The sequence below is a fragment of the Streptomyces sp. NBC_01381 genome, from assembly GCF_026340305.1.
Taxonomy (GTDB): Bacteria; Actinomycetota; Actinomycetes; order Streptomycetales; family Streptomycetaceae; genus Streptomyces.
On the sequence record NZ_JAPEPI010000003.1, the window covers coordinates 311,836 to 332,288 of the forward strand.

The following is a 20,453-nucleotide window of genomic DNA, read 5'->3' on the forward strand; positions in this document are numbered from 1 at the left end:
CCGGCCGAAGAAATCGATCACTACGCTAGGAACGCGCACCGCACCCGACCATCGGGCTACCGGGCCGAACTCCCTTGGGGACAGCCCCAGTACGCTCCTTCCGGATACCCCCCCGCATCACTCCGGGCGCAGGCTCAGGACGAGGTCGCGCGGCAGTCCGTGGGTGTCGTGAAGGTAGTGGAGGTCCTCCTCGTCCAGCGGGCCGCGGAACCGGGGCCGGGCCAGCACCTGCCGGCCGCGCTCCAGAAGCCGCCTGAAGCGGCGCTCCTCCTCGAGCAGCACGCGGCGCACCTCGTGCGTGTCCATCTCCTGGCGGAAGTGGTCGAGGGTGTGCGGGACGAGTTCGTCCGGCAGGTCTCCGAGGCCGCGCGAAGGGTCGTCCCGCCACAGCACGGTGAGTACGCGGCGTACCAGCCGGCGCAGCACATAGCCGCGGCCGGTGTTGGCCGGACGCACCCCGTCGCCGATCACCACCATGGCCGAGCGCAGGTGGTCGCAGACCAGCCGCAGCGACGGTTCGTCCAGTCGCCACAGGGTCGGCACGAGACGCCGCCACGGGTCGAAGAGGTCGCACTCGAACACCGATGTCCGGCCCTGGAGCAGGGAGGCAAGCCGTTCCAGGCCGAGCCCGGTGTCGATGTTGCGCTGCGGGAGCGGCACGAGCGAGCCGTCGGCGAGCCGGCGATGACGCATCATCACGTGGTTCCACAGTTCCACCCAGCGGTCGTCGCCCGTCGGCGTCGACTCGGGCGGGGTGGCGCCGGTCCAGATGAAGATCTCCGAGTCGGGGCCGCACGGGCCGGTCGGCCCGTTGGACCACCAGTTGTCCTCGACGGTGAGCTCCACCGGCACCCCGCGCTCCTGCCACAGCTCCAAGGAGGCGGTGTCCAGGCCGATTTGATCGTCGCCGCCGAAGACCGTGGCGTACAGCAGACCGGGATCGATGCCGAATCCCTCGGTGAGCAGCCCATAGCCCCAGTCGAGGCTCATGGGGCCCTCGTAGTCGCCAAGGGACCAGGTGCCGAGCATCTCGAAGACCGTCAGATGGGTGGAGTCGCCGACCTCGTCCAGGTCCGTGGTGCGCAGACAGCGCTGCACATTGACCAGCCGCCTGCCCAGCGGATGCGGGCGCCCCTCCAGGTACGGGGTGAGGGGATGCATGCCCGAGGTGGTGAACAGGACCGGGTCACCGGTCGGTGGCAGCAGCGTCGAGCCGGTGATCCGGCGGTGACCGCGGTCCTCGAAGTACTCGACGAACGTACGGACGATCTGTTCGGTGTTCATGGGGTGGCTCCTTCGCGTGCGCAGCGGGGAGGCGCCGGAGGACGGTCCGCACGACGGCACGGGGCGGGAGGGCCACGGAAGCACCGGTGGACCGTTTCCGGTCGCCGGTGGAGAGGGGGAAGTACGTCAGACGGCGGCAACCGGCGAGCTGGTCGCTCGCGCGGTCGCGGTGGTGCCTGGGCCGGTGACGTTCATAGGGCCGACGGTAACGCGCCCGGATCGCGGGGGCACCCGAATTTCCGGCGTGAGGCCGGCCCGCAGACGCAACGCCGAGGGTTCAGACGGCATCGCGGTACGCCGACGGCGAGCACCCCAGGGCACGCCGGAACCGCGTGGAGAAGTAGAGCGGGTCGTTGTACCCGACCTGCCGGGCGACATCGCGCACCGGCAGGGACGAAAGGCGCAGCAGCCGGCACGCCACGTCCATGCGGCGCTCTTCGACGTGCGCCATGACACTCGTACCGAACTGGGCGGTGAACAGCCGGGAGAGGCGGGACTCCGAGAGGCCGGCGACGCGCGCCAGGGAGCGGACGGTGTGCGGGGCGGCCAGGCAGGTGCTCAGGTGCTCAAGGACGGCCAGCAGGCGTGGGTCAAGCCGCTCGCCTCGGGGATTCTGCGTGTCGCACCACAACAGCGCCTCTTCCACCGCGTTGACGCCGAAGAGCGCGGAGTTCGCCAGCGCGCTGTTGCTCAGGGACACGGCCCGGGTCAGCGCGGCGGCCACGCGGTCGGCGAGCGGGTCGGGCAGCAGCACGCGTCCCACGCCGGGCGCGGCCCGCGGCCAGTCGAGCAGGGCGAGCCACTCGGGCTGCGGCTGGACATGGGCCCAGAGCAGGAGCCAGTCCCCGGCCGCGGGGTCGGTGCCGTAATCGTGGGGCGTGCGGGGCGCGATCGCGACGAAGGACCTGCCGTCGGCGGGTACGTCGGCCGCCCCCTCGTTCCTGATCCGGCCCCGCCCCCGGCAGGTGAACAGCAGCAGCCAGTCGTCCGTACCGGCGTGCCGCACGGTCCGGTAGTCGCGTCCTGCCGCGAGCCGGCCCGCGACGACCCGGTTCTCGGACGTGGCGACGACCTGCGGACGCATCCGCGCGCCACTCGGACACCTCCTGGCGTCACCCCCCGCGGCAGCATCTTCCATGTGAAGTCCTCGAAGTCCGATTCCCGGCCACAGGGCCGGTGCACACGATGGAGAACATGACACTCGATACAGCACCGGCGTCGCAACGGGCCGAGCGCTACGCCGCCGACGGCATGGTCCAGGTCGACGGCCTGCTCGACTCCGGCGAGGCCGAGACGATCCGCTCGGCGTTCATGGATCAGGTCGTACGGGACCGGCACCGCCTGGGCGCGCGGGACGGCCTTGCCGATGACGACGTCCTGGCCCGCTTCCCGCGCTTCATGCAGCCGCACCGGCACCCGGACCTGGAAGTCGGGTCGATCGCCCGCCGGCTGATGACCGACCCCCGCCTCCTGGGCATCGTCACCGAACTCATCGGCCCGGCCTTCGGCGCGCAGTCGATGTTCTACTTCAAGCCGCCCTCCGCACGCGGCCAGGCGCTGCACCAGGACAACTACTTCCTCCGGGCCCATCCGGAGACGTGCATCGCCGCCTGGATCGCGATCGACGACTGCGACGCGGCCAACGGCGCGCTGTCCGTGGTCCCCGGCTCGCACACCATGGAGGTGGTGTGCCCCGAGACGGCCGACGACCAGGAGTCGTTCACCACCGGTCTGGTGCGTCCCCCGGCAGGCCTGACGACCGTGCAGACGGTGATGCGCGCCGGCGATGTCCTGTTCTTCCACGGCAGCTTGGTGCACGGCTCGCTGCCCAACACCACGGAGGACCGCTTCCGCATGTCGCTGATCTTCCACTACGTACCGCAGACCTCCGTGGAGATCGCCCAGTGGTACCTGCCGTTGGTGGCACCGGACGGGTCCGACGTCACCGTGGCCGCGGCGACGGGCGGCGGGCCGTGCGGCAACGGCTGGCCGGGGGCGGCGCACTGAGGAGCTCCCCGAGATGCGCGGGTCGCGCTCTCATTCTTTACTGAGGCCCATCTGCTGCCAACCGCCGTACGGCGAAGTCCAGGGGGCCTTGCATGGGTGACGCCGTCGGTCGGACGAGCACCCCCGCGGCCGCCGAGCCCGATCAGCCCGTCGCCACCTTGCGCGCCACGCTGCTCAGCCGCGGCTATCGGAGCCTGCTGCTGCTCTGTGTGCTGCTCGGGGTGCCGATCTCGCTTGCCTGCTTCTTCTTCGTGAGCCTGCAGCAGGAGTTGCAGCAGGCCGTGTGGGAGGCGCTGCCCGAGGCCCTCGGATACGACCGCGCCCCGTGGTGGTGGCCGCTGCCCGCGCTGCTGCTCGCCGGGCTGATCCTCGCGCCCGTCGTGACCCGCATGCGGGGAGGCGGCGGCCATCTTCCGGTCCGTGGTCTGGCGGGCGGTGCGCCCATCGGGCCCGCTGAACTGCCGGGCGTCGCCATCGCGGCGCTCGCGACCCTCCCGCTCGGCATCGTGCTCGGTCCCGAGGCGCCGCTCATGGCGCTCGGCAGTGCGCTGGCCCTCCTCTCCGTACGCGCCTTCCGGCACGCGCCCGACCCCAGGGCCTCCGCCGTACTCGCCACCAGCGGCTCCACCGCGGCGATCGCGACAATCCTCGGCGGTCCGGTGGTGGCCGCCGTGATGGTCGTCGAGGCCGCCGGGCTCGGCGGCACCCAGCTGGTCGTCCTGTTGCTGCCCTGCCTGCTCGCCACCGCGACGGGCGCGCTCGTCTTCACCGGTTTCGGCCACTGGACCGGCCTGTCGGTCGGCGGACTGCGGCTCCCCCATCTGCCACCGAACGTCAACCCGGACGCGGGCGACTTCCTGTGGGGCGTCCCCGCCGCCGTCCTGATCGCCGCCGTGCTCACCGTCGGCCGTGGCCTCGGCTACCGCACGGCGACATGGACGTCGAAGCACACCGTCCGCCGGACGATCCTGTGCGCGCTGGCCGTCGGCTGCTGCCTGAGCGCGTACGCCCTGCTGACCGGCCGCTCGCCCGAGGAAGCCGCCCTGTCGGGGCAGGCAACCCTCGGCCGGCTGGCCGCCGAGCCGCACGACTGGTCGGTGGCGGCACTGCTCGCACTCGTCGTGTGCAAGGCTCTCGCCTGGGGGATCAGCCTCGGCAGCATGCGCGGCGGCGCCATCTTCCCCGCCACGCTCATCGGCGCCGCGTTCGGCATCGCCTGCTCCGGGCTCCCCGGACTCGGTACGACACCGGGCCTGGCCCTCGGTCTCGCGGCCGCGGCCGCGAGCATCACCGGACTGCCGCTCACCAGCGCCGTCCTCGCGGTCCTGCTGCTCGGCGGCGACGCGTACGACCAGATGCCGCTGATCGTCACCGCCTCGGTCACCGCCTTCGTCACCGCTCAGCTGCTGCGGCGCCGTGACTCCACGGAAGGCAACTGATGGATCAGCGGGAGAAGCCGCCGCCCTCCCCGTCGGGGATCTCCTGCTCGGCCCAGATCGTCTTGCCCTGCCGGGTGTAGCGGCAGCCCCACCGCGTGGTGAGCTGGGCGACCAGGTACAGGCCCCGGCCGCCCTCGTCGGTCAGCAGGGCGCGGCGCATGCGCGGCTGGGTGGCGCTCGGGTCGGAGACCTCGCAGATCAGGTGGCCCGCGCGGATGAGGCGTACCTCGACCGGGCCGCCGGCGTAGGTGATGGCGTTGGTGACGAGCTCGCTCAGCACGAGTTCGGTGGTGAAGGCGAGGTCCGTCAGGCCCCAGACGTCCAGTTGCCGGGCGGTGGCCTCGCGTACGTCGGCGACGGCGGCCGGGTCGGCGGCCACCGGCCAGACCACCTGGTCCTCGGGCGGCAGCACGTGGGTGCGCGCGAGCAGCAGGGTGATGTCGTCGGTCAGATGGTGCGAGGGGCGTGCGGAGACGATGTCCAGGCCGAGTTCCCGCAGCGGGGTGTCGAAGACGCCGGGCCGTGAAAGACGGCGGGTCAGCTCGGCCATGCCTTCGTCGAGGTCGCGCTCCCGGCTCTCGATCAGGCCGTCGGTGTAGAGGGCGATGATGCTCTCCGGCTCCACGTCGACCTCGGCCACTTCGAAGGGCAGGCCGCTGACGCCCAGGGGCGGGCCGGGGTTCACGGGGACGAAGGTGACGGTCCCGTCCTGCGCGGCGACGGCGGGCGGTGGGTGCCCGGCGGAGGCCACGCTGCACCGCCGGGACACCGGGTCGTAGACGGCGTACAGGCAGGTGGCGCCGATCGGGTCGGGCCGGGGGCGGGTGCGTTCCGCCGCGTCATCGGACTGCTCGGGTTCGTCGGTCTCCACGCGGAGTTGGGAGACGAGATCGTCGAGGTGCTCGAGCAGTTCGTCCGGTTCGAGATCGAGGTCGGCGAGGGTACGGACCGCGGTGTGCAGTCGTCCCATCGTGGCCGTGGCCGCGAGGCCGTGGCCGACGACGTCGCCCGCGACCAGGGCGACACGGGCGGACGACAGGGGGATCACGTCGAACCAGTCGCCGCCGACGCCGGTGCCCGTGTCCGCCGGCAGATACACGCCCGCGGTGGTGACGGCGACGGTCTCGGCCTGTGAGGGCGGCAGCAGGCTGCGTTGCAGGCCCACGGACGCGCGGTGTTCGCGGGTGTAGCGGCGGGCGTTGTCCAGGGCCAGGGCGGCATGTCCGGCGATCTCCCGCAGCAGGTCCAAGTCGGCTTCCTCGTACGGGGTTTCGCCTGTCTCGCGGTGGACGGCCACGCGTCCGAGCACGCTGCCCCGAGCGCTCAGCGGGACGGTCATCGAGGTGAGCGGATCGGCGGGCTTCGCCGGATCGTCGGGCCTGGCCAGGACGACGCTGTCGAGGGGAGCCGCGGCCGAGTTGTCGGTGGGAGCACCGGCCGGACTGCCGAGGGGATCCCCGGCCGGACTGTCGAGGGGGGCCTCCGCCGATGTCCGCCCGGCCACGGCGGTGCGGCGCAGGGGCATGCTGCCGTCCGGGGCGGGGGCCGGCTCCTCCCCGGTGAACACGGCCTCCGCGATCTCCACCACGGCGAAGTCGGCCAGCGCGGGCACCAGTGCGGCGGCCAGGTCCTCGGCGGTGCCGGCCACCGACAGCGAGGCGCCGACGGCCGCGGTCGCACGCTGCAGCACGGCCAGGCGCTCGCCCGCGCGGCGCACCTCGGTGACGTCCGTGAACAGCGCGGTCACGCCGAACACCTGCCCGTCGGGGGCCTGCAGCCGGAACGCCGAGATGGCCATCACCGCGCCGCGCCCGGGGTCCTCGATGGTCCGGACGGTCTCCTCCACCCGGACGAGCGGCAGCCCTGTCCGCAGCACATCCCGCAACCGCTGCTCGACGGCCGCGGCGTCCTTGGCCTGCAGGAAGTCCCCAAGGCGATGCCCTCGCAGGTCCTGCGGGAGGCCCGTGTACGGGAGCAGATGGGTGTTCGTCCTGACCAGCCGCAGCTCCTCGTCGAAGACGGCCAGGCCAAGCCGGTCCTGCAGGAACAGCTCCCTGGTGAACGCCCGGTCCTGCCGCCACCGGTCCGCGGTCCTCGCGGGGGCGGCCAGCACGAAGTACCGGGCCGGCTGCCCCGTGGAAGCCCCGGCGCTCGGGCCGAGGTCGCTGAGCGGCAGGACCTGGAACTCGACCTTCAGCTCCCTGCCTTCGCCGGTACGCACCACGGCCTCTCCGGACCAAGGTCCCGACCGTAGCTCGGACGATGGCCCGGGCTCGGCGCCGGGATCCTTGAGCAGCTCACGGAGGCGACGACCGTAGACCCTGGCGGCGGGCAGGGAGAAGAGTTCCTCCGCCGTCGGGGTCCACCCGATGATCCGGCCCTTTGCGTCGAGCAGCGCCCCGGCGGCCCCATCGGCGAACGGCAGCCCGGGGTGCACCGGAGCGAAGGGCAGGATCTCTTCGTCCACCTCGTGCTCTGCCTCCCTCAGGGGCCGGGTTCCACTCCATCATCCCTCCGCTCGCCGCGCCCGCCAGTCCTCACCGTCTTCGCAGGTCGGCAATGGGGGGTTACCCCTACCCCGGAGTGGGCTGCCAGCGGGATCGTCCCGGGCTGCCGTCGCCGGAAATGCTGGGTCCCGGCATATGCCGCTGATGTCCCGACGATTCCGTAGGAGTTGGCCCGTGCGTGAGCAGACATGGCAGAGGTTTGGACCTTCCGAGGGGCCTTCCGAGCCGCCTTCCGAGCGGCAGCGCGGTGGCCGGCGCAGAGCCGTGCGGGCCGCGGCCGCGGTGGCCGTCGGCGCCTTGGCGGCGGGTGTCCTCGCGTCGCCGGCGGCGTCCGCTGCGGCGAGGCCGGACGAGGTACGGCAGGGTCTGAACGCGCTGGTCGGGTCCGACGGCGTACCGGCCGCGCTGGCGAGCGTCACGGACCGCGAGGGCCACACCCGTACGTACACCGCGGGGGTCGGCGACCTGGCCACCGGCGCGAAGGTGCCCAGGGACGGACAGGTGCGGATCGGCAGCAACACCAAGACGTTCACCGCGGTGGTCGTGCTGCAACTGGTCGGCGAAGGAAAGATCGGCCTCGACGACCGGGTCGACACCCATCTGCCCGGCCTCGTCCGCGGGGAGGGGATCGACGGACGTCGCATCACCGTCCGTCAGCTCCTGCAGCACACCAGCGGACTTCCCAACTACGTCAAGTACCTCGCCGACGAACCCCGGTACTACGCGCCCCACGAGCTCCTCGACCTCGCCCTCCAGCACAAGGCGGACTTCGCTCCCGGGAAGAAATGGGAGTACAGCAACACGAATTACGTGCTGGCCGGCCTGATCGTCGAGAAGGTCACCGGCCACTCCGTCGCCGAGGAGATCGACCGGCGCGTCATCAAACGCATCGGGCTGCGCCACACCTACTTCCCCGCCCCCGGTGACGCGACCATCCGGGAACCCCACCCCAAGGGCTACGACCGGGATGCGACGGGCGCCCCGCTCGACGTCACGGAATTCGACCCCTCCTGGGGCTGGGCCGCGGGCCAGATGGTCTCCACCAGCTCCGACCTCAACAAGTTCCTCTCCGCGCTCCTGGCAGGCCGCCTCCTCCCGGCGGCCCAGCTCGCCGAGATGCGCACCACCGTCCCCGCCGAGTACTTCGGCCCGGGAGCCCGCTACGGCCTTGGCCTGGTGAGCAAACCGCTGTCGTGCGGCGGCGTCTACTGGGGCCACGGCGGCAGCACCACGGGCTACGAGACCCGGGGCGGCGCCACCGGCGACGGCCGCGCCGCCAACGTCGCGGTGACCATCCAGCCACCCGACAAGGCGACGATGCGCCACGCGGAGAACGTCGTGGACACGGCCCTCTGCCGCTGAACCCCGCTTCCTGGGGGCCGGCCAGCGCGGTCGGTCCCCAGAACCGGGTTCTGAACCCATGACATTCAAGCCACTTAGGTTAGGCTAACCTTCTGCCCGTGAAAGCTGGTGAGCAAGGAGTCGGTTCCGCACGTTCGCGTGGGCATGAACTGGCCGCCGAAGATGTGACCGTGGCGTACGACGGCGTGGACGTCGTGCACGATGCCGCCGTCTCCCTCAGGCCCGGTGAAGTGACCGCGCTCGCGGGGCCCAACGGCAGTGGCAAGTCGACGCTGCTGCGCGCCTTGGCGCGGCTGCAGAGCGCCCGGACCGGCACGCTGACGTTCGACGGCGACACCGACGGGCTCGCCCTCACCTCCCGGCAGTTCGCCCGGCACGTCGCCCTGCTGACCCAGGCGCGGCCCACGCCCAGCGGGCTGACCGTGCGGGACGTCGTCGAGTTCGGGCGGTATCCCTACCGCGGCCGGTGGGGCCGGGCCGATCCCGAAGGACCCGACGCGGTGGACCGGGCGCTGCGCATGACGGGCGTCGAGGACCTCGCGGGGCGCGGCGCCGACCAGCTCTCCGGAGGGCAGCTCCAGCGCGTCTGGCTCGCGAGCTGCCTCGCCCAGGAGACCGGCGTACTCCTCCTGGACGAGCCCACGACCTATCTCGACCTGCGTTACCAGGTCGAACTCCTCGATCTCATCCGCGACTTGGCGGACGACCACGCGATCGCCGTCGGTGTCGTCCTGCACGACCTCGACCAGGCGGCGGCCGTCGCCGACCGGATCGCCCTGCTCCACGCGGGGCGGATCATCGCCGACGGCGCCCCCGAGGACGTACTGACGCCGGAACGCCTCACCGACACGTACGGCATCCGCATCGATGTCGACACCGACCCGCTGACCGGCCGTCTGCGCACCCGCGCCATCGGCCGCCACCACACTCGCACCGAAAGGCTCCGCACCACCTCATGAGACGCCTCATCAGCACCGCGGCCGTCGTCACCGCCGCCGCCCTCTCGCTGGCCGCCTGCGGAACGACCGAGCCCGCGTCCGACGGCTCGGACAAGGCCTCCGAGCAGATCACGCTCACCGACGCGACCGGCGCGAAGGTGACCCTCGACGGCCCCGCGAAGAAGGTCGTGGGCACCGAGTGGAACGTCGTCGAGAGCCTCGTCTCCCTCGGCGTCGACCCCGTCGGCGTCTCCGACGTCAAGGGCTACAAGACGTGGGACACCGTCGTCCCGCTCAAGAACACCCCCAAGGACATCGGCACCCGTGGCGAGCCGAGCATGGACACGATCGCCTCGCTCAAGCCGGACCTCATCCTCGCCACGACCGACCTGCCGGCCTCCGCGGTGAAGCAGCTGAAGAAGGTCGGTACCGTCCTCACGGTGCGCCCCGCCGACGCGTCCGACCCGATCGGGCAGATGACGGAGAACCTCGACCTCATCGCCAAGGCGACCGGCAAGGAGAAGCAGGCGGCCGGCCTCAACAAGCAGTTCGAGGCGAAGATCGCCGCCGGCAAGAAGAAGCTCGACAAGGCCGGCCTCGCCGGGACGAAGATCGCCTTCGCCGACGGCTACGTCGCCTCCAACCAGGTCTCGATCCGCCCCTACACCGACGGCTCCCTCATCGGCGACGTCAACAAGCGGCTCGGCCTGAAGAACGCCTGGAAGGTCAAGGGCGACAAGGACTACGGGCTCGCCACCACCGACGTCGAAGGCCTCACCGGCCTCGGCAAGGACGTCCAGTTCGCCTACATCGGGGGCGAGAGCAGCGGCGACCGCGACCCGTTCGCAAAGGACCTCACCAAGAACGCCGTCTGGAAGTCCCTGCCGTTCGTGAAGGCCGGCGACGTCCACCAACTGCCCGACGGCATCTGGATGTTCGGCGGACCCGAGTCGATGGGCGCGTACATCGACGCCCTCACCGACGCCCTGACGAAGTAGCGCCATGGCCGTCACCGCACCCACCACCGCGACCCGCGCGTCGACGGCGTCCAGGACGGGCGCGGCCGCGGTGACGGCCGGACTACTGCTCGTGGTCGCCGTCCTCGCCGTCGTCGACATCACGCAGGGCACGGCCGACGTCGGCGCGCACGAAGTGGTCAAGGCGCTCACCGGGCAGGCCGACGCGGGCGACTCCTCGGTCGTCATCGCATCGCGCCTGCCCCGGATGGCCGCCGGTCTGCTCGTCGGCATCTGCCTGGGCATGGCGGGCGCGGCACTGCAGGCCGTCAGCCGCAACGTGCTCGCCTCGCCGGACACCCTCGCGGTGAACGCCGGTTCGTACCTGGGGCTCGGCCTGCTCGCCATCACCGGTACGTCGCTGCCGCTGCTCGCCTCCTCCGGGGTCGCGTTCATCGGCGGGCTCGCTGCCGCGGCGGTCGTGCTCAGCCTGTCCGGGCTCGGCACCGGCACCGTTCGCCTCGTCCTCGCCGGAAGCGCCCTCACCCTCGGCCTCGGCTCCATCACCGAAGCGCTGCTCCTGCTGTACCCCGAGGAGACGGACGGCCTCTACCAGTGGAACCAGGGCAGCATCGGGCAGAACGGCTTCGACGGCGTACTCCAGATGGCGCCCATCGCCGTGGCAGGACTCGTCGGTCTTCTGCTGCTCGCCCGCCGTGTCGACGCCCTGGCCCTGGGGGACGACGCCGCCCGCGGCCTCGGCGTCCCGGTCCGCTCCACCCGCGTCACGGTGGTGGTGCTCGCGGCGCTGCTCTCCGCCGCGGCGGTGACGCTCGCCGGGCCCATCGGGTTCGTGGGGCTCTGCGCCCCCGCGCTGGTGCGGCCACTCGGCCGCAGGTTCAAGGGCTTCGTGCGGGCGCGCGGGACCATCCCGGTCGCCGGCCTCGTCGGCGCCGCTCTCGTCCTCGGTTCGGACGTGCTCCTGCGGGCCCTGATCACCGCCCAGATCGCAGTCTCGGTGCCCACGGGAGTCGTCACCAGCCTGGTGGGAGCCGTTTTCCTCATGGTGATGGCCGTGCGGGTGCGGGACACGGGAGCCGCCGACACGATGGACCGGCTGCGCATCCCGAGCCGGGCCGCCTTCCTGATCACCCTGGTCGTGCTGGTCGCCGTACTCATCGGCCTGGCCGTCGCCTCCGTGCTCCTCGGCGACGCCAAGCTGCTCCTTGGCGACGTGGTCAACTGGGCCCAGGGCCGGGCGGGTCAGACCATCACCTTCGTGCTCGACACCAGGATTCCGCGGGTGCTCGCCGCACTCTCCGCGGGCGCGGCGCTCGCCCTGTCGGGGACGCTCGTGCAGGCGGTGACCCGTAATCCGCTGGCCGAGCCCGGCATTCTCGGTGTGTCGGGCGGGGCGGCGCTCGGCGCCGTACTGCTCGTCACCACCGTGCCGCTCGCCGGTTCGTGGGGCATCGCGGGAGCGGCGTTCACCGGCGCCCTGCTCGCCTCCGCCTTCGTCTTCGGCCTGGCCGCCCGGGGTGGATTCCAGCAGAACCGTCTCGTCCTCGTCGGCATGGCCGTGTCCACCGGGACGACGGCGCTCATCAGCCTGCTCATCGTCCTCACCGACCCGTTCAACGCGACCAAGGCGCTCACCTGGCTGTCGGGTTCGACCTACGGGCGGAGCCTGACCGACATAGCCCCGCTCGCCGTCGTGCTCGCCGTCGGTGTGGCCGTGGCGTTCGCACGGCGCACGGAACTCGACCTCGTCTCCCTCGACGACGACACCCCCCGGCTCCTCGGGCTGCAACTGTCCCGCGGACGTCTCGGGTTCCTCCTGCTGAGCGTGCTCCTGAGCGCGACCGCCGTCGCCGCCGCGGGCACCATCGGCTTCGTCGGCCTTGTGGCACCACATGCGGCGCGTGCGCTCGTGGGACGCCGGCATGTGCGGGTGCTGCCGGTGGCCATGCTCCTCGGGGCGGCTCTCGTCGGCGTCGCGGATCTGCTGGGGCGCACGCTGATCGCACCCGCGCAGCTGGGCGCCGGCCTCATGACGGCGGTCGTCGGAACGCCGTACTTCATGCATCTGCTGTTTCGCAGCAGGGCCGGGCGATAGGGAATCCTCCGGGGGGAGAGCCGACCGCCCCCGGAGGCATCAGGGTTGAAGCCTGATGTCGGCGGCGATCGGCAGGTGGTCGCTGCCCGTGGCGGGCAGCGTCCTGACGTGGGTGACGGTCGCCGCCCGGGTCATGACGTGGTCGATCCGGGACACGGGGAAGGCCGTGGGCCAGCTGAAGGCGAAGTCCCGCCCCACCGGGTCCATCCGTGAGGTGACCGGGTCCAGCCCCCGGTCGTCCGCCGTGCTGTTGAGGTCACCCAGCAGGATCACCCGGTCAAGGCGCTCCGCGGCGAGGGCCGCGCCCAGCAGCCCGGCGCTCTCGTCCCGCCGCCCGGAAGTGAACCCGCTCCAGCCGACGCGGACCGAGGGCAAGTGGGCGACGTACACGGCGACATCGCCCTGTTTCGTCCCCATCCTCGCCCGCATCCCGCGCTGCCAGCCCTCCCCTATCCCCTTCGGCTTGATGTCCAGCGGCCGGACGTCCGACAGCGGGTACTTCGACCACAGGCCGACCGTGCCCTCGACCGCACGGTAGGGATACGTCGCTGCCAGCGCCCTCTCGTAGAGCGGCAGGGCGGACGGTGTCAGCTCCTCCAGGGCGACGAGTTCCGGTTCGGCCTCGATCAGGGCGCGTGCGGTGCCCGCCGGGTCGGCGTTCACGTCGCTGACGTTGTGCTGGACCGCCGTGATGTCGTGGGCGCCGCGGTCCGCCGGCAACAGCAGCCCGCCGAACAGGCTGCCCCAGACGGCGACGGGAAGCAGCAGCGCCACCAGCGCGGTGGCCGAGCGCCGCAGCAGCGCCAGCACGAACAGCAGCGGAACGGCGAGACCGAGCCAGGGAAGAAACGTCTCCAGCAGGCTTCCGACACGGCCGACGGCGTTGGGCACGGCGGAGGGGAACGCCAGCAGCCCGGCGGTGAGCACGGCGAGGCCGGCGAGCACCCGGCCGCGCTGCCAGGACGACCTGCCTGCCGCGTCCGTTCCCCAACGCGGCCGGCCGATGCGCCGCAGCCACGCCCCGCTGTCTGCACGCCGTTCCTGCGGCGCCGCACCGTCTGTACGCCGTTCCCGCGGCGCCGCACCGCTCTCCACCCGCTGCATGCCTGCAACGACGCACGACACTGTGATCAGGTTCCAGATCGGCCACGCAGGGCCATGCCCTGGAGCAGACGCACGGCTTCCGCCGCCCGCTCGTGGGGCACGAAGAGATGATCGTGGTGGAAACCGGCCACGACATTGCAGCTCAGCCCGGCCCCGGCGAGTTCACCGGCGATGGCGGCGGTGAGGCCGACGGCCTCCAGGGCGGAGTGGACGCGCAGGGTGATCCAGCCCGCGACGTAGTCGTACGGGAGCCCTGCGCCGTCCGCTTCCTCCTGCCGCAGCACCAGCGTCAGCCCCTCCTCTTCCAAGACCGTGACCACCGGCTCGACACCCGGGGGAACCGTGCGCCCCGGGCCGAGGGTGAAGACGTAGCGTCCCGGATTGAGTTGGGGCCGCATGCCGCTCAGCAGCTTCGCCAGGTCGGTTTCTCCAGACATGTCGGCATGCTAGCGGGAGGCCGTCGAACCGCTAGGCGGTGCTCGCCGGGCCCGAACCGCAGCGCAGTGCCTTCACCAGGCCGGTGACAAGGTTCGCCCGCTCGGTCATGGCGTCGATCACCAGGTATTCGTGGTCGGCGTGCGCGCCGCCCCCGACCGCGCCGAGGCCGTCGAGTGTCGGCACGCCAAGCGCGGCGGTGAAGTTGCCGTCGCTGCCGCCGCCGACCGCCCTGCCCTCGATGCCGGGAATCAACTCCCGCGCCAGGGCGATGAGTTCGGTCGACGCGGACTCGGGCATCGGGGGCCGGCCGACGGCGCCCTCAACCGCGATCTCCGCCTCGTCGAGATGCGGGACCAGTGACGCGAAGGCGGACTCGATCCGTTCCGTCTCGTCGGCCGACTCGACGCGGACGTCGACGACGACGGTCGCCTCCGCGGGCACGACGTTGTCCAGGGTTCCCGCCGACGCGACGGTCGGGGTGACGGTCGTACCGATCTCGGGCCGGCCGAGCGCCGCGATGTCCAGTACCTGATGCGCCGCCTCGATCAGGGCGTTGACCCCGGCCTCGGGCTCGAGGCCCGCGTGCGAGGCCCGGCCAGTGACGGAGACCTGGAAGGTGCCGCAGCCCTTGCGACCGGTCTTCAGGGCCCCGCCGTCGGCGGCACCTTCGAAGACGAGGACCGCGCCGCAGGCAAGGGCTCGTTCCTCGATCAGAGCGCGAGAGGAATGGGAGCCGACCTCTTCGTCGGCGGTCACCAGAATCTCGACGCCCGACCGGTCATCGAGCGCCGCCAGACCATGAATGGCCTGTACGAGGCCGCCGAGCATGTCAAAGACCCCGGGTCCTGTCGCCTTCCCGTCCTCGACCCTGAACGGACGGCGTGCGAGGGTGCCGAGCGGAAACACCGTGTCGTGGTGACCGAGGATCAGCACGCGCGGATCGCCGCCGCCCGACCAGTGGACATGCGGCCCGGCTTCACTCTCGACGAGGACGGCCTGCCCGCCGATGCGGTGCTCGATGACGGCGGCGACAGCTTTGGCCGATGCCGTCAAGGCCTCCAGATCGCGCGACGGAGACTCGATCTCGACGAGTGTCCTGAGGTCATCGATCATCGCGTCGACACTCACATCGGCGCTTCTGTGCATGGTCACGTCGCCAGGGTACGTGGGCCTCTGAGCCCTCTGAGAACGGAAAAAGGCAAGGAGAGCACTCGCTCCTTGCCACTCTCAACTTATACCGCCCCATGGGGCTTGCGGCAAGGCCCCGGTCGTACCGCAGAATCTCCGGCCTGGGCAAGATTCTGCGCCCTGAGCAAGATTCCGCGGGAACGGCAAATGGGAGTACGAATGCGCGTGTTGTTGGCCGCCTATGATTCACGCGGGGGCGTCGAACCGCTGGTGGGGCTCGCGGTGCGGTTGCGGGAACTCGGCGCGGACGTGCTGGTGTGTGCGCCGCCGGACGAGGAGTTCACGCAGCGGCTTGCCGGAGTCGGCGTGGAGATGGTGCCTACGGGCAAGTCGGTGCGCGCACTGGCGACCGGTAAGACGCGGCCGACGGCGGCAGGCGTTCCCCGGCGCGCGGCCGAACTGGTCGTCGCGTTCTATGACAACGCCATCGCCGCGGCCGAGGGGTGCGATGTCGATGTAGTGGTGGCGACGGGCATCGTGCCCGCTGTGGCCGGTGTGAAGTCGGCCGCCGAGAAGCTGGGCATCCGCTACGTGTACGCGAGCCATCAGCCCGTCACCCTTCCGTCGCCGCACCACCCGCCGCTCGCGCGGCCGGGCCATCCGCTCCCGGAGGATGTGACCGACAACCAAGCGCTGTGGGACCAAGAAGCCCTGGACGCTCAGGCGGTGTTCGGCGAAGCGGTCAACACGCACCGGGCGTCGGTCGGCCTGCCGCTGGTGGACAACGTCCGCGAACATGTCTTCACCGACCGCCCGTGGCTGGCCACGGACCCGGTCCTGGCGCCGTGGCCGCAGCCGGCGGACCTCGAAGTCGTGCAGACCGGCGCGTGGGTCCTGCCGGACGAACGGCCGCTGCCCGCCGACCTGGTGGCATTCCTGGACGCGGGCGCACCGCCGGTGTACGTGGGCTTCGGCAGCATTCCGATGCGCGATCCGGAGGACGTCGCCCGGGCTGCCATCGAGGCGATCCGTGCGCAGGGCCGCCGCGCGGTCGTCGGGCGGGGCTGGGCCGGCCTCGCCCTGATCGACGACGCGGACGACTGCTTCGTCGTCGACGAGGTCAACCATCAGGCGCTGTTCCGCCGCGTGGGCGCCGTCGTCCACCACGGCGGCGCGGGCACCACGACGACGGCCACCTGGGCCGGCACGCCTCAGGTCGTGGTCCCCCAGTTCGGCGACCAGCCGTACTTCGCGGGCCGGGTGGCCGAGTTGGGCATCGGCGCGGCGCACGACGGTCCGACGCCGACCTTCGAGTCCCTGTCGACGGCGCTCAAGACGGCCTTGGCTCCCGAGACCGGCGCACGGGCAACTGCCGTGGCCGGCATGTTCCGCACCGACGGGGCGACGGTCACCGCGAAGCTGCTGATCGACATCGTCAGCGGGGAAGGGCGACCGGCTTCCGCGTGATGCGCCATCTGGAGACGCTGCCGCTGTACGACGTCTTCGCGAGCGGCGTCCTTGAGCGCATCCCCGCGGCCGGAGCAGCCCGTGCATGACGGCGGCCGGGTACTGTGCCTGGTCAGTCGATCTTCGACGCGCCCGTCGGCCGACTGGTCGGCGGGCTGACCGACCTGCCACTTCACAGGAGGCCTCATGCGCAAGCTCGTGTACTTCATAGCCGTCACCCTTGACGGATTCATCGCCGGGCCCGACGGCGCCGACCCCACGGGCCCCGACGGCTTCTGGCCGATCCCCGCCGACTACGTGCAGCACCTGGCCGCGGAGTATCCGGAGACCCTGCCCGCCCCGGCCAGGGCAGCACTGTCCATCACGGCAGAGGGCACCCACTTCGACACGGTCATCGAGGGGCGCAAGACGTACGAGATCGGTTTGGCCGCCGGCACCACCAACGCCTACCCGCACCTGCGCCACCTGCTGTTCTCCACCAAGCTCACCGAGAGCCCCGACCCGTCCGTCGAGCTGGTCACCGGCGACGCGGTGGCGAAGGTACGGGAGCTGAAGCAGGAGGAGGGCAAGGACATCTGGCTGATCGGCGGCGGCGAACTGGCGGGCGCCCTGTACGCCGAGATCGACCAACTGATCGTCAAACTGGCCCCGTTGACGACCGGCGCCGGCATTCCCCTGTTCGGCCGCTCGACCGCCTTCGACCCGCACGTCTGGAACCTCACGGACCACACCATCCTGGACGGCGGGACCGCGTTCCTCACCTACACCCGCACTAGCTGACTGTTGTAGCCGCCTCCCGCAGGAGCTGGACCGGGTGCCAGGCGTTGCGCTCCGTGCCGTGGAAGATCTGCTGGCGGCAGGAGACGCCGGTGGCGACCACCACCGTGTCCGGGGATTCCGCTGCGATCGCGGGGAAGAGACGGTCCTGCCCGACCGTCATGGACACGTCGTAGTGCTCGGATTCGAAGCCGAAGGATCCCGCCATTCCGCAGCATCCGGCGTCCAGTTCGCTCACCGTCACGCCCGGGATGCGGCTGAGCAGGGCGACGGTCGCGGCCGTGCCGACCTCGGCCTTCTGGTGGCAGTGGCCGTGGTAGAGGAGCCTGCGGCCCGCGAGCCAGGAGTCCTCGCGCAGCCGCAGGCGCCCCTCGTCGATGGCCTCCACCAGGAGTTCCTCGACCTGGCGCACCCGGCCCGCGACATCCTTGACGGCCGTGTCGTCCGGCAGCAGCGCCCGGTGCTCGTCGCGCAGGGTCATCAGGCAGGAGGGCTCGCACCCCACGATCGGCGAGCCGGGGTCGGTCGTGTCGGCGAGGGTGCGGGCCAGGTGGCTTGCTTTGTTCTTGGCGTCGTCCACCAGGCCCTTGGAGAGGCTGGATCTGCCGCAGCAGCCGCCGCTCTCCAACCTGACCTGAAAACCGGCCCGTTCGAGGAGCTCGATGGCCGCCCTGCCGATGTCCGGCTCCGTGAACGTGGTGAAGGAGTCGGCGAGATAGGTGACGGTGCCCTGGTGGGTGACGGGGTGCGTGGCCGGTGTGCGGCGGCGGAACCAGCGCAGCAGGTTGTGGCGCACGAAGACCGGCAGCGGCCGTGCCGGTGCGATGCCGGCCACGCGGTCCATGAGGCGGCGCACCGGTGCGATGCGCCCGGGCAGATTGGACAGCGGCGCGGTCGCCGAGCCCAGGCGGTTCAGCGTACGGATCGCTCCGAAGAGGCGGGAGCGCAGCGGCACTCCGTGGACGTCGTGGTAGTGCGAGAGGGTCTCGCTCTTGAGGGTGGCCATGTCGACGCCGAGCGGGCATTCGCTCTTGCACGCCTTGCACATCAGGCACAGGTCGAGGATCTCGTGCAGGCGTTCGTCGCCGAGCGCGGCCTTCGGGTCGGGCTCGGACAGGGCCTTGACCAGGGCGCCGGCCCGGCCGCGGGTGGAGTCCTCTTCCTTGCGGGTGGCCATGTACGAGGGGCACATGGCGCCGCTTCCGCTCTTGCGGCACAGGCCGATGTTCATGCACCGGTCGGCCGCCGCGCGCATGCCGCCCCCGCCGACGACCTCGAAGGAGAGCCGGGTGCGCAGGGGTTCGGCGGGTGGCAGGGCCGCGTCGCGCAGGCTCTGGGTCATCGGCGGCGCGTCCACGATCTTTCCGGGGTTGAGTACGCCGTGCGGGTCGAAGAGCCGCTTGACCTGGCGCATCGCCTCGTACAGCTGGTCGCCGAAGATCTCGCGGTTGAACTCGCTGCGCGCAAGGCCGTCGCCGTGCTCGCTGGAGTTCACACCGCCGTACTCGGCGACCAGGTCCTTGATCTCCTCCGCGACGGCGCGCATCCGGCCCACGTCGGCGGGGTCGGCGAGGTCGAGGTAGGGGCGGATGTGCAGGCAGCCGACCGAGCAGTGGCCGTAGAAGCCGGCGCTCATGCCGTGCCGGTCGAGGACGTCCTTGAACCGGCGGGTGTAGTCGGCGAGATGGACGGGGTCGACCGCGGTGTCCTCGACGAAGGCCAGCGGGCGGCGGGTGCCCTCGCCGGCGGCCATCAGCAGGCCGAGCCCGGCCTTGCGCACCTTGAGGAGCGATGCCTGCTGGGCCGGGGATACCGCCTGGAGCGTGTGGTAGCCGTGGCCGTGCCGCGCCCACAGCTTCGTCAGGCGCCGCATCCGGTCGAGGAGTTCGCCCTCGTCGTCGCCGGTGAAGGAGACGAAGAGCAGGGCTTCGGGGGCTCCTTGAAGGAGGTCGCCGAGCGCGGCGTACTCGATCTTGCGGCGGGACAGGTCGAGGATCGTGCGGTCCATCAGCTCGACGGCGGCCGGGTCGCAGGCCAGCGCGTCCTCTGTGCCTGCGATGGCCTCGGCGACGGAGGCGAAGTGGCCCACGGCGATCACGGTGCGGCTCGGCTTGGGCACCAGGTCGACCAGGGCCCGCGTGGCCACGGACAGCGTGCCCTCCGAGCCGACGACGAACTTCGCGAGGTCGAAGGGGGCGTCATCGCGGGCGAGCCGGTCGAGGCGGTAGCCGCAGGCGCGGCGCCAGTGGGCGGGGAAGCCGTCGGCGATCGCGGTCGCGTTGGCCCTGACGATCTCGGGCAGTTCGCGGTAGAGGGCCCCTTCGAGGGTCTCCTGCTTGGCGCGGCGGGCGCGTTCGGTGTCGTCGACGCGGCCGAGGCGGGCCCGGCTCGCGTCCGAGAGCACCACGTCGAGTTCGCGGATGTGGTCGATGGTCATGCCGTAGCGGACCGATCCGCTGCCTGCGGAGTTGTTGCCGATCATTCCGCCGATGGTGGCGCGGTTGCTGGTCGAGGTGTCGGGGCCGAACATCAGACCCCAGGGGCTTGCGGCGCGGTTCAACTGGTCCTGTACGACGCCAGGTTCGACCAGCGCGGTGCCGCTCTCCGGGTCCAGCTCCACGATCGCGTTCATGTGCCGGGACAGGTCGAGGACGAGGCCGGGGCCGACGGTCTGGCCCGCCAGGCTGGTGCCGGCGCCGCGTGGCACGACGGGGACCTGGTGAGCGGCGGCGGCCGCGACGGCTGCGGCGATGTCGTCGGCGTGCCGGGGGAAGACCACGCCCATCGGCGTGATCGCGTACATGCTCGCGTCGCGGGCGAACAGATGCCGGGTGTAGTCGTCGAACTGGACCTCACCGTCGAGATCCTTGACGAGGGCCTGCTCGAGAGCTCGGGCCTGGTCCTTGCCGTGTTCCTTCATACGCGGCAAC

General features: G+C 71.5%; 15 protein-coding genes. 8 read left to right on the plus strand and 7 right to left on the minus strand.

The window, feature by feature from the left end:
* Positions 1–117: 117 nt before the first annotated feature.
* Together OG453_RS39670 and OG453_RS39675 are read right to left on the minus strand one after the other, a co-directional pair.
* On the minus strand, positions 118–1,284 hold the full coding sequence (locus tag OG453_RS39670) for an alanine--tRNA ligase-related protein (RefSeq protein ID WP_266873574.1): 1,167 nt from the start codon (positions 1,282–1,284) through the stop codon (positions 118–120).
* 277 nt (positions 1,285–1,561) lie between these two features.
* A complete protein-coding gene (locus tag OG453_RS39675) occupies positions 1,562–2,368 on the minus strand; it encodes a helix-turn-helix domain-containing protein (protein ID WP_266873575.1) in 807 nt (268 codons plus the stop codon).
* Positions 2,369–2,478: 110 nt separating this feature from the next.
* Here OG453_RS39675 and OG453_RS39680 point away from each other — a divergent pair, with 110 nt between their 5' ends.
* On the plus strand, positions 2,479–3,291 hold the full coding sequence (locus OG453_RS39680) for a phytanoyl-CoA dioxygenase family protein (protein ID WP_266873576.1): 813 nt from the start codon (positions 2,479–2,481) through the stop codon (positions 3,289–3,291).
* Between the two features lie 92 nt (positions 3,292–3,383).
* Entirely contained in the window at positions 3,384–4,730 is a 1,347-nt protein-coding gene (locus OG453_RS39685) for a chloride channel protein (protein WP_266873577.1), read from the plus strand.
* A 4-nt stretch (positions 4,731–4,734) separates the two neighbouring features.
* Here OG453_RS39685 and OG453_RS39690 read toward each other — a convergent pair whose 3' ends face one another.
* On the minus strand, positions 4,735–7,197 hold the full coding sequence (locus OG453_RS39690; protein WP_266873578.1) for a SpoIIE family protein phosphatase: 2,463 nt from the start codon (positions 7,195–7,197) through the stop codon (positions 4,735–4,737).
* 304 nt (positions 7,198–7,501) lie between these two features.
* On the opposite strand from OG453_RS39690, the gene OG453_RS39695 reads away from it, so the two are divergent.
* From OG453_RS39695 to OG453_RS39710, 4 genes are all read left to right on the plus strand, one after another.
* A complete protein-coding gene (locus OG453_RS39695; protein WP_266873878.1) occupies positions 7,502–8,599 on the plus strand; it encodes a serine hydrolase in 1,098 nt (365 codons plus the stop codon).
* A gap of 98 nt (positions 8,600–8,697) precedes the next feature.
* Positions 8,698–9,558 carry an ABC transporter ATP-binding protein gene (locus tag OG453_RS39700; RefSeq protein ID WP_266873579.1) on the plus strand — a complete coding sequence of 287 codons (861 nt, stop codon included), beginning with the start codon at positions 8,698–8,700 and terminating at the stop codon, positions 9,556–9,558.
* Positions 9,555–10,535: an iron-siderophore ABC transporter substrate-binding protein gene (locus tag OG453_RS39705; RefSeq protein WP_266873580.1), complete on the plus strand. Its 981-nt coding sequence runs from the start codon at positions 9,555–9,557 to the stop codon at positions 10,533–10,535. Before OG453_RS39700 ends, OG453_RS39705 begins: the two co-directional genes overlap by 4 nt.
* A gap of 4 nt (positions 10,536–10,539) precedes the next feature.
* The gene (locus tag OG453_RS39710; RefSeq protein ID WP_266873581.1) at positions 10,540–12,609 is read left to right on the plus strand and encodes an iron ABC transporter permease; all 2,070 of its coding nucleotides are present in this window, start codon (positions 10,540–10,542) and stop codon (positions 12,607–12,609) included.
* Positions 12,610–12,648: 39 nt separating this feature from the next.
* Here OG453_RS39710 and OG453_RS39715 read toward each other — a convergent pair whose 3' ends face one another.
* From OG453_RS39715 to OG453_RS39725, 3 genes are all read right to left on the minus strand, one after another.
* Positions 12,649–13,554: an endonuclease/exonuclease/phosphatase family protein gene (locus OG453_RS39715; RefSeq protein ID WP_266873879.1), complete on the minus strand. Its 906-nt coding sequence runs from the start codon at positions 13,552–13,554 to the stop codon at positions 12,649–12,651.
* Positions 13,555–13,739: 185 nt separating this feature from the next.
* Positions 13,740–14,150: an ACT domain-containing protein gene (locus tag OG453_RS39720; protein ID WP_266873582.1), complete on the minus strand. Its 411-nt coding sequence runs from the start codon at positions 14,148–14,150 to the stop codon at positions 13,740–13,742.
* Between the two features lie 31 nt (positions 14,151–14,181).
* Positions 14,182–15,297 (minus strand): M20 family metallopeptidase, encoded by a 1,116-nt coding sequence (locus OG453_RS39725; protein ID WP_266873881.1) that lies wholly within the window; start codon positions 15,295–15,297, stop codon positions 14,182–14,184.
* Positions 15,298–15,498: 201 nt separating this feature from the next.
* Here OG453_RS39725 and OG453_RS39730 point away from each other — a divergent pair, with 201 nt between their 5' ends.
* Both OG453_RS39730 and OG453_RS39735 read left to right on the plus strand, forming a co-directional pair.
* The gene (locus tag OG453_RS39730) at positions 15,499–16,746 is read left to right on the plus strand and encodes a glycosyltransferase (RefSeq protein ID WP_266873583.1); all 1,248 of its coding nucleotides are present in this window, start codon (positions 15,499–15,501) and stop codon (positions 16,744–16,746) included.
* 186 nt (positions 16,747–16,932) lie between these two features.
* Complete coding sequence (locus OG453_RS39735) at positions 16,933–17,526, plus strand: dihydrofolate reductase family protein (RefSeq protein ID WP_266873584.1); 594 nt, start codon at positions 16,933–16,935, stop codon at positions 17,524–17,526.
* Here OG453_RS39735 and OG453_RS39740 read toward each other — a convergent pair.
* Positions 17,519–20,443 carry an FAD-binding and (Fe-S)-binding domain-containing protein gene (locus tag OG453_RS39740; protein ID WP_266873585.1) on the minus strand — a complete coding sequence of 975 codons (2,925 nt, stop codon included), beginning with the start codon at positions 20,441–20,443 and terminating at the stop codon, positions 17,519–17,521. The genes OG453_RS39735 and OG453_RS39740 overlap by 8 nt on opposite strands.
* Between the last annotated feature and the right edge of the window lie 10 nt (positions 20,444–20,453).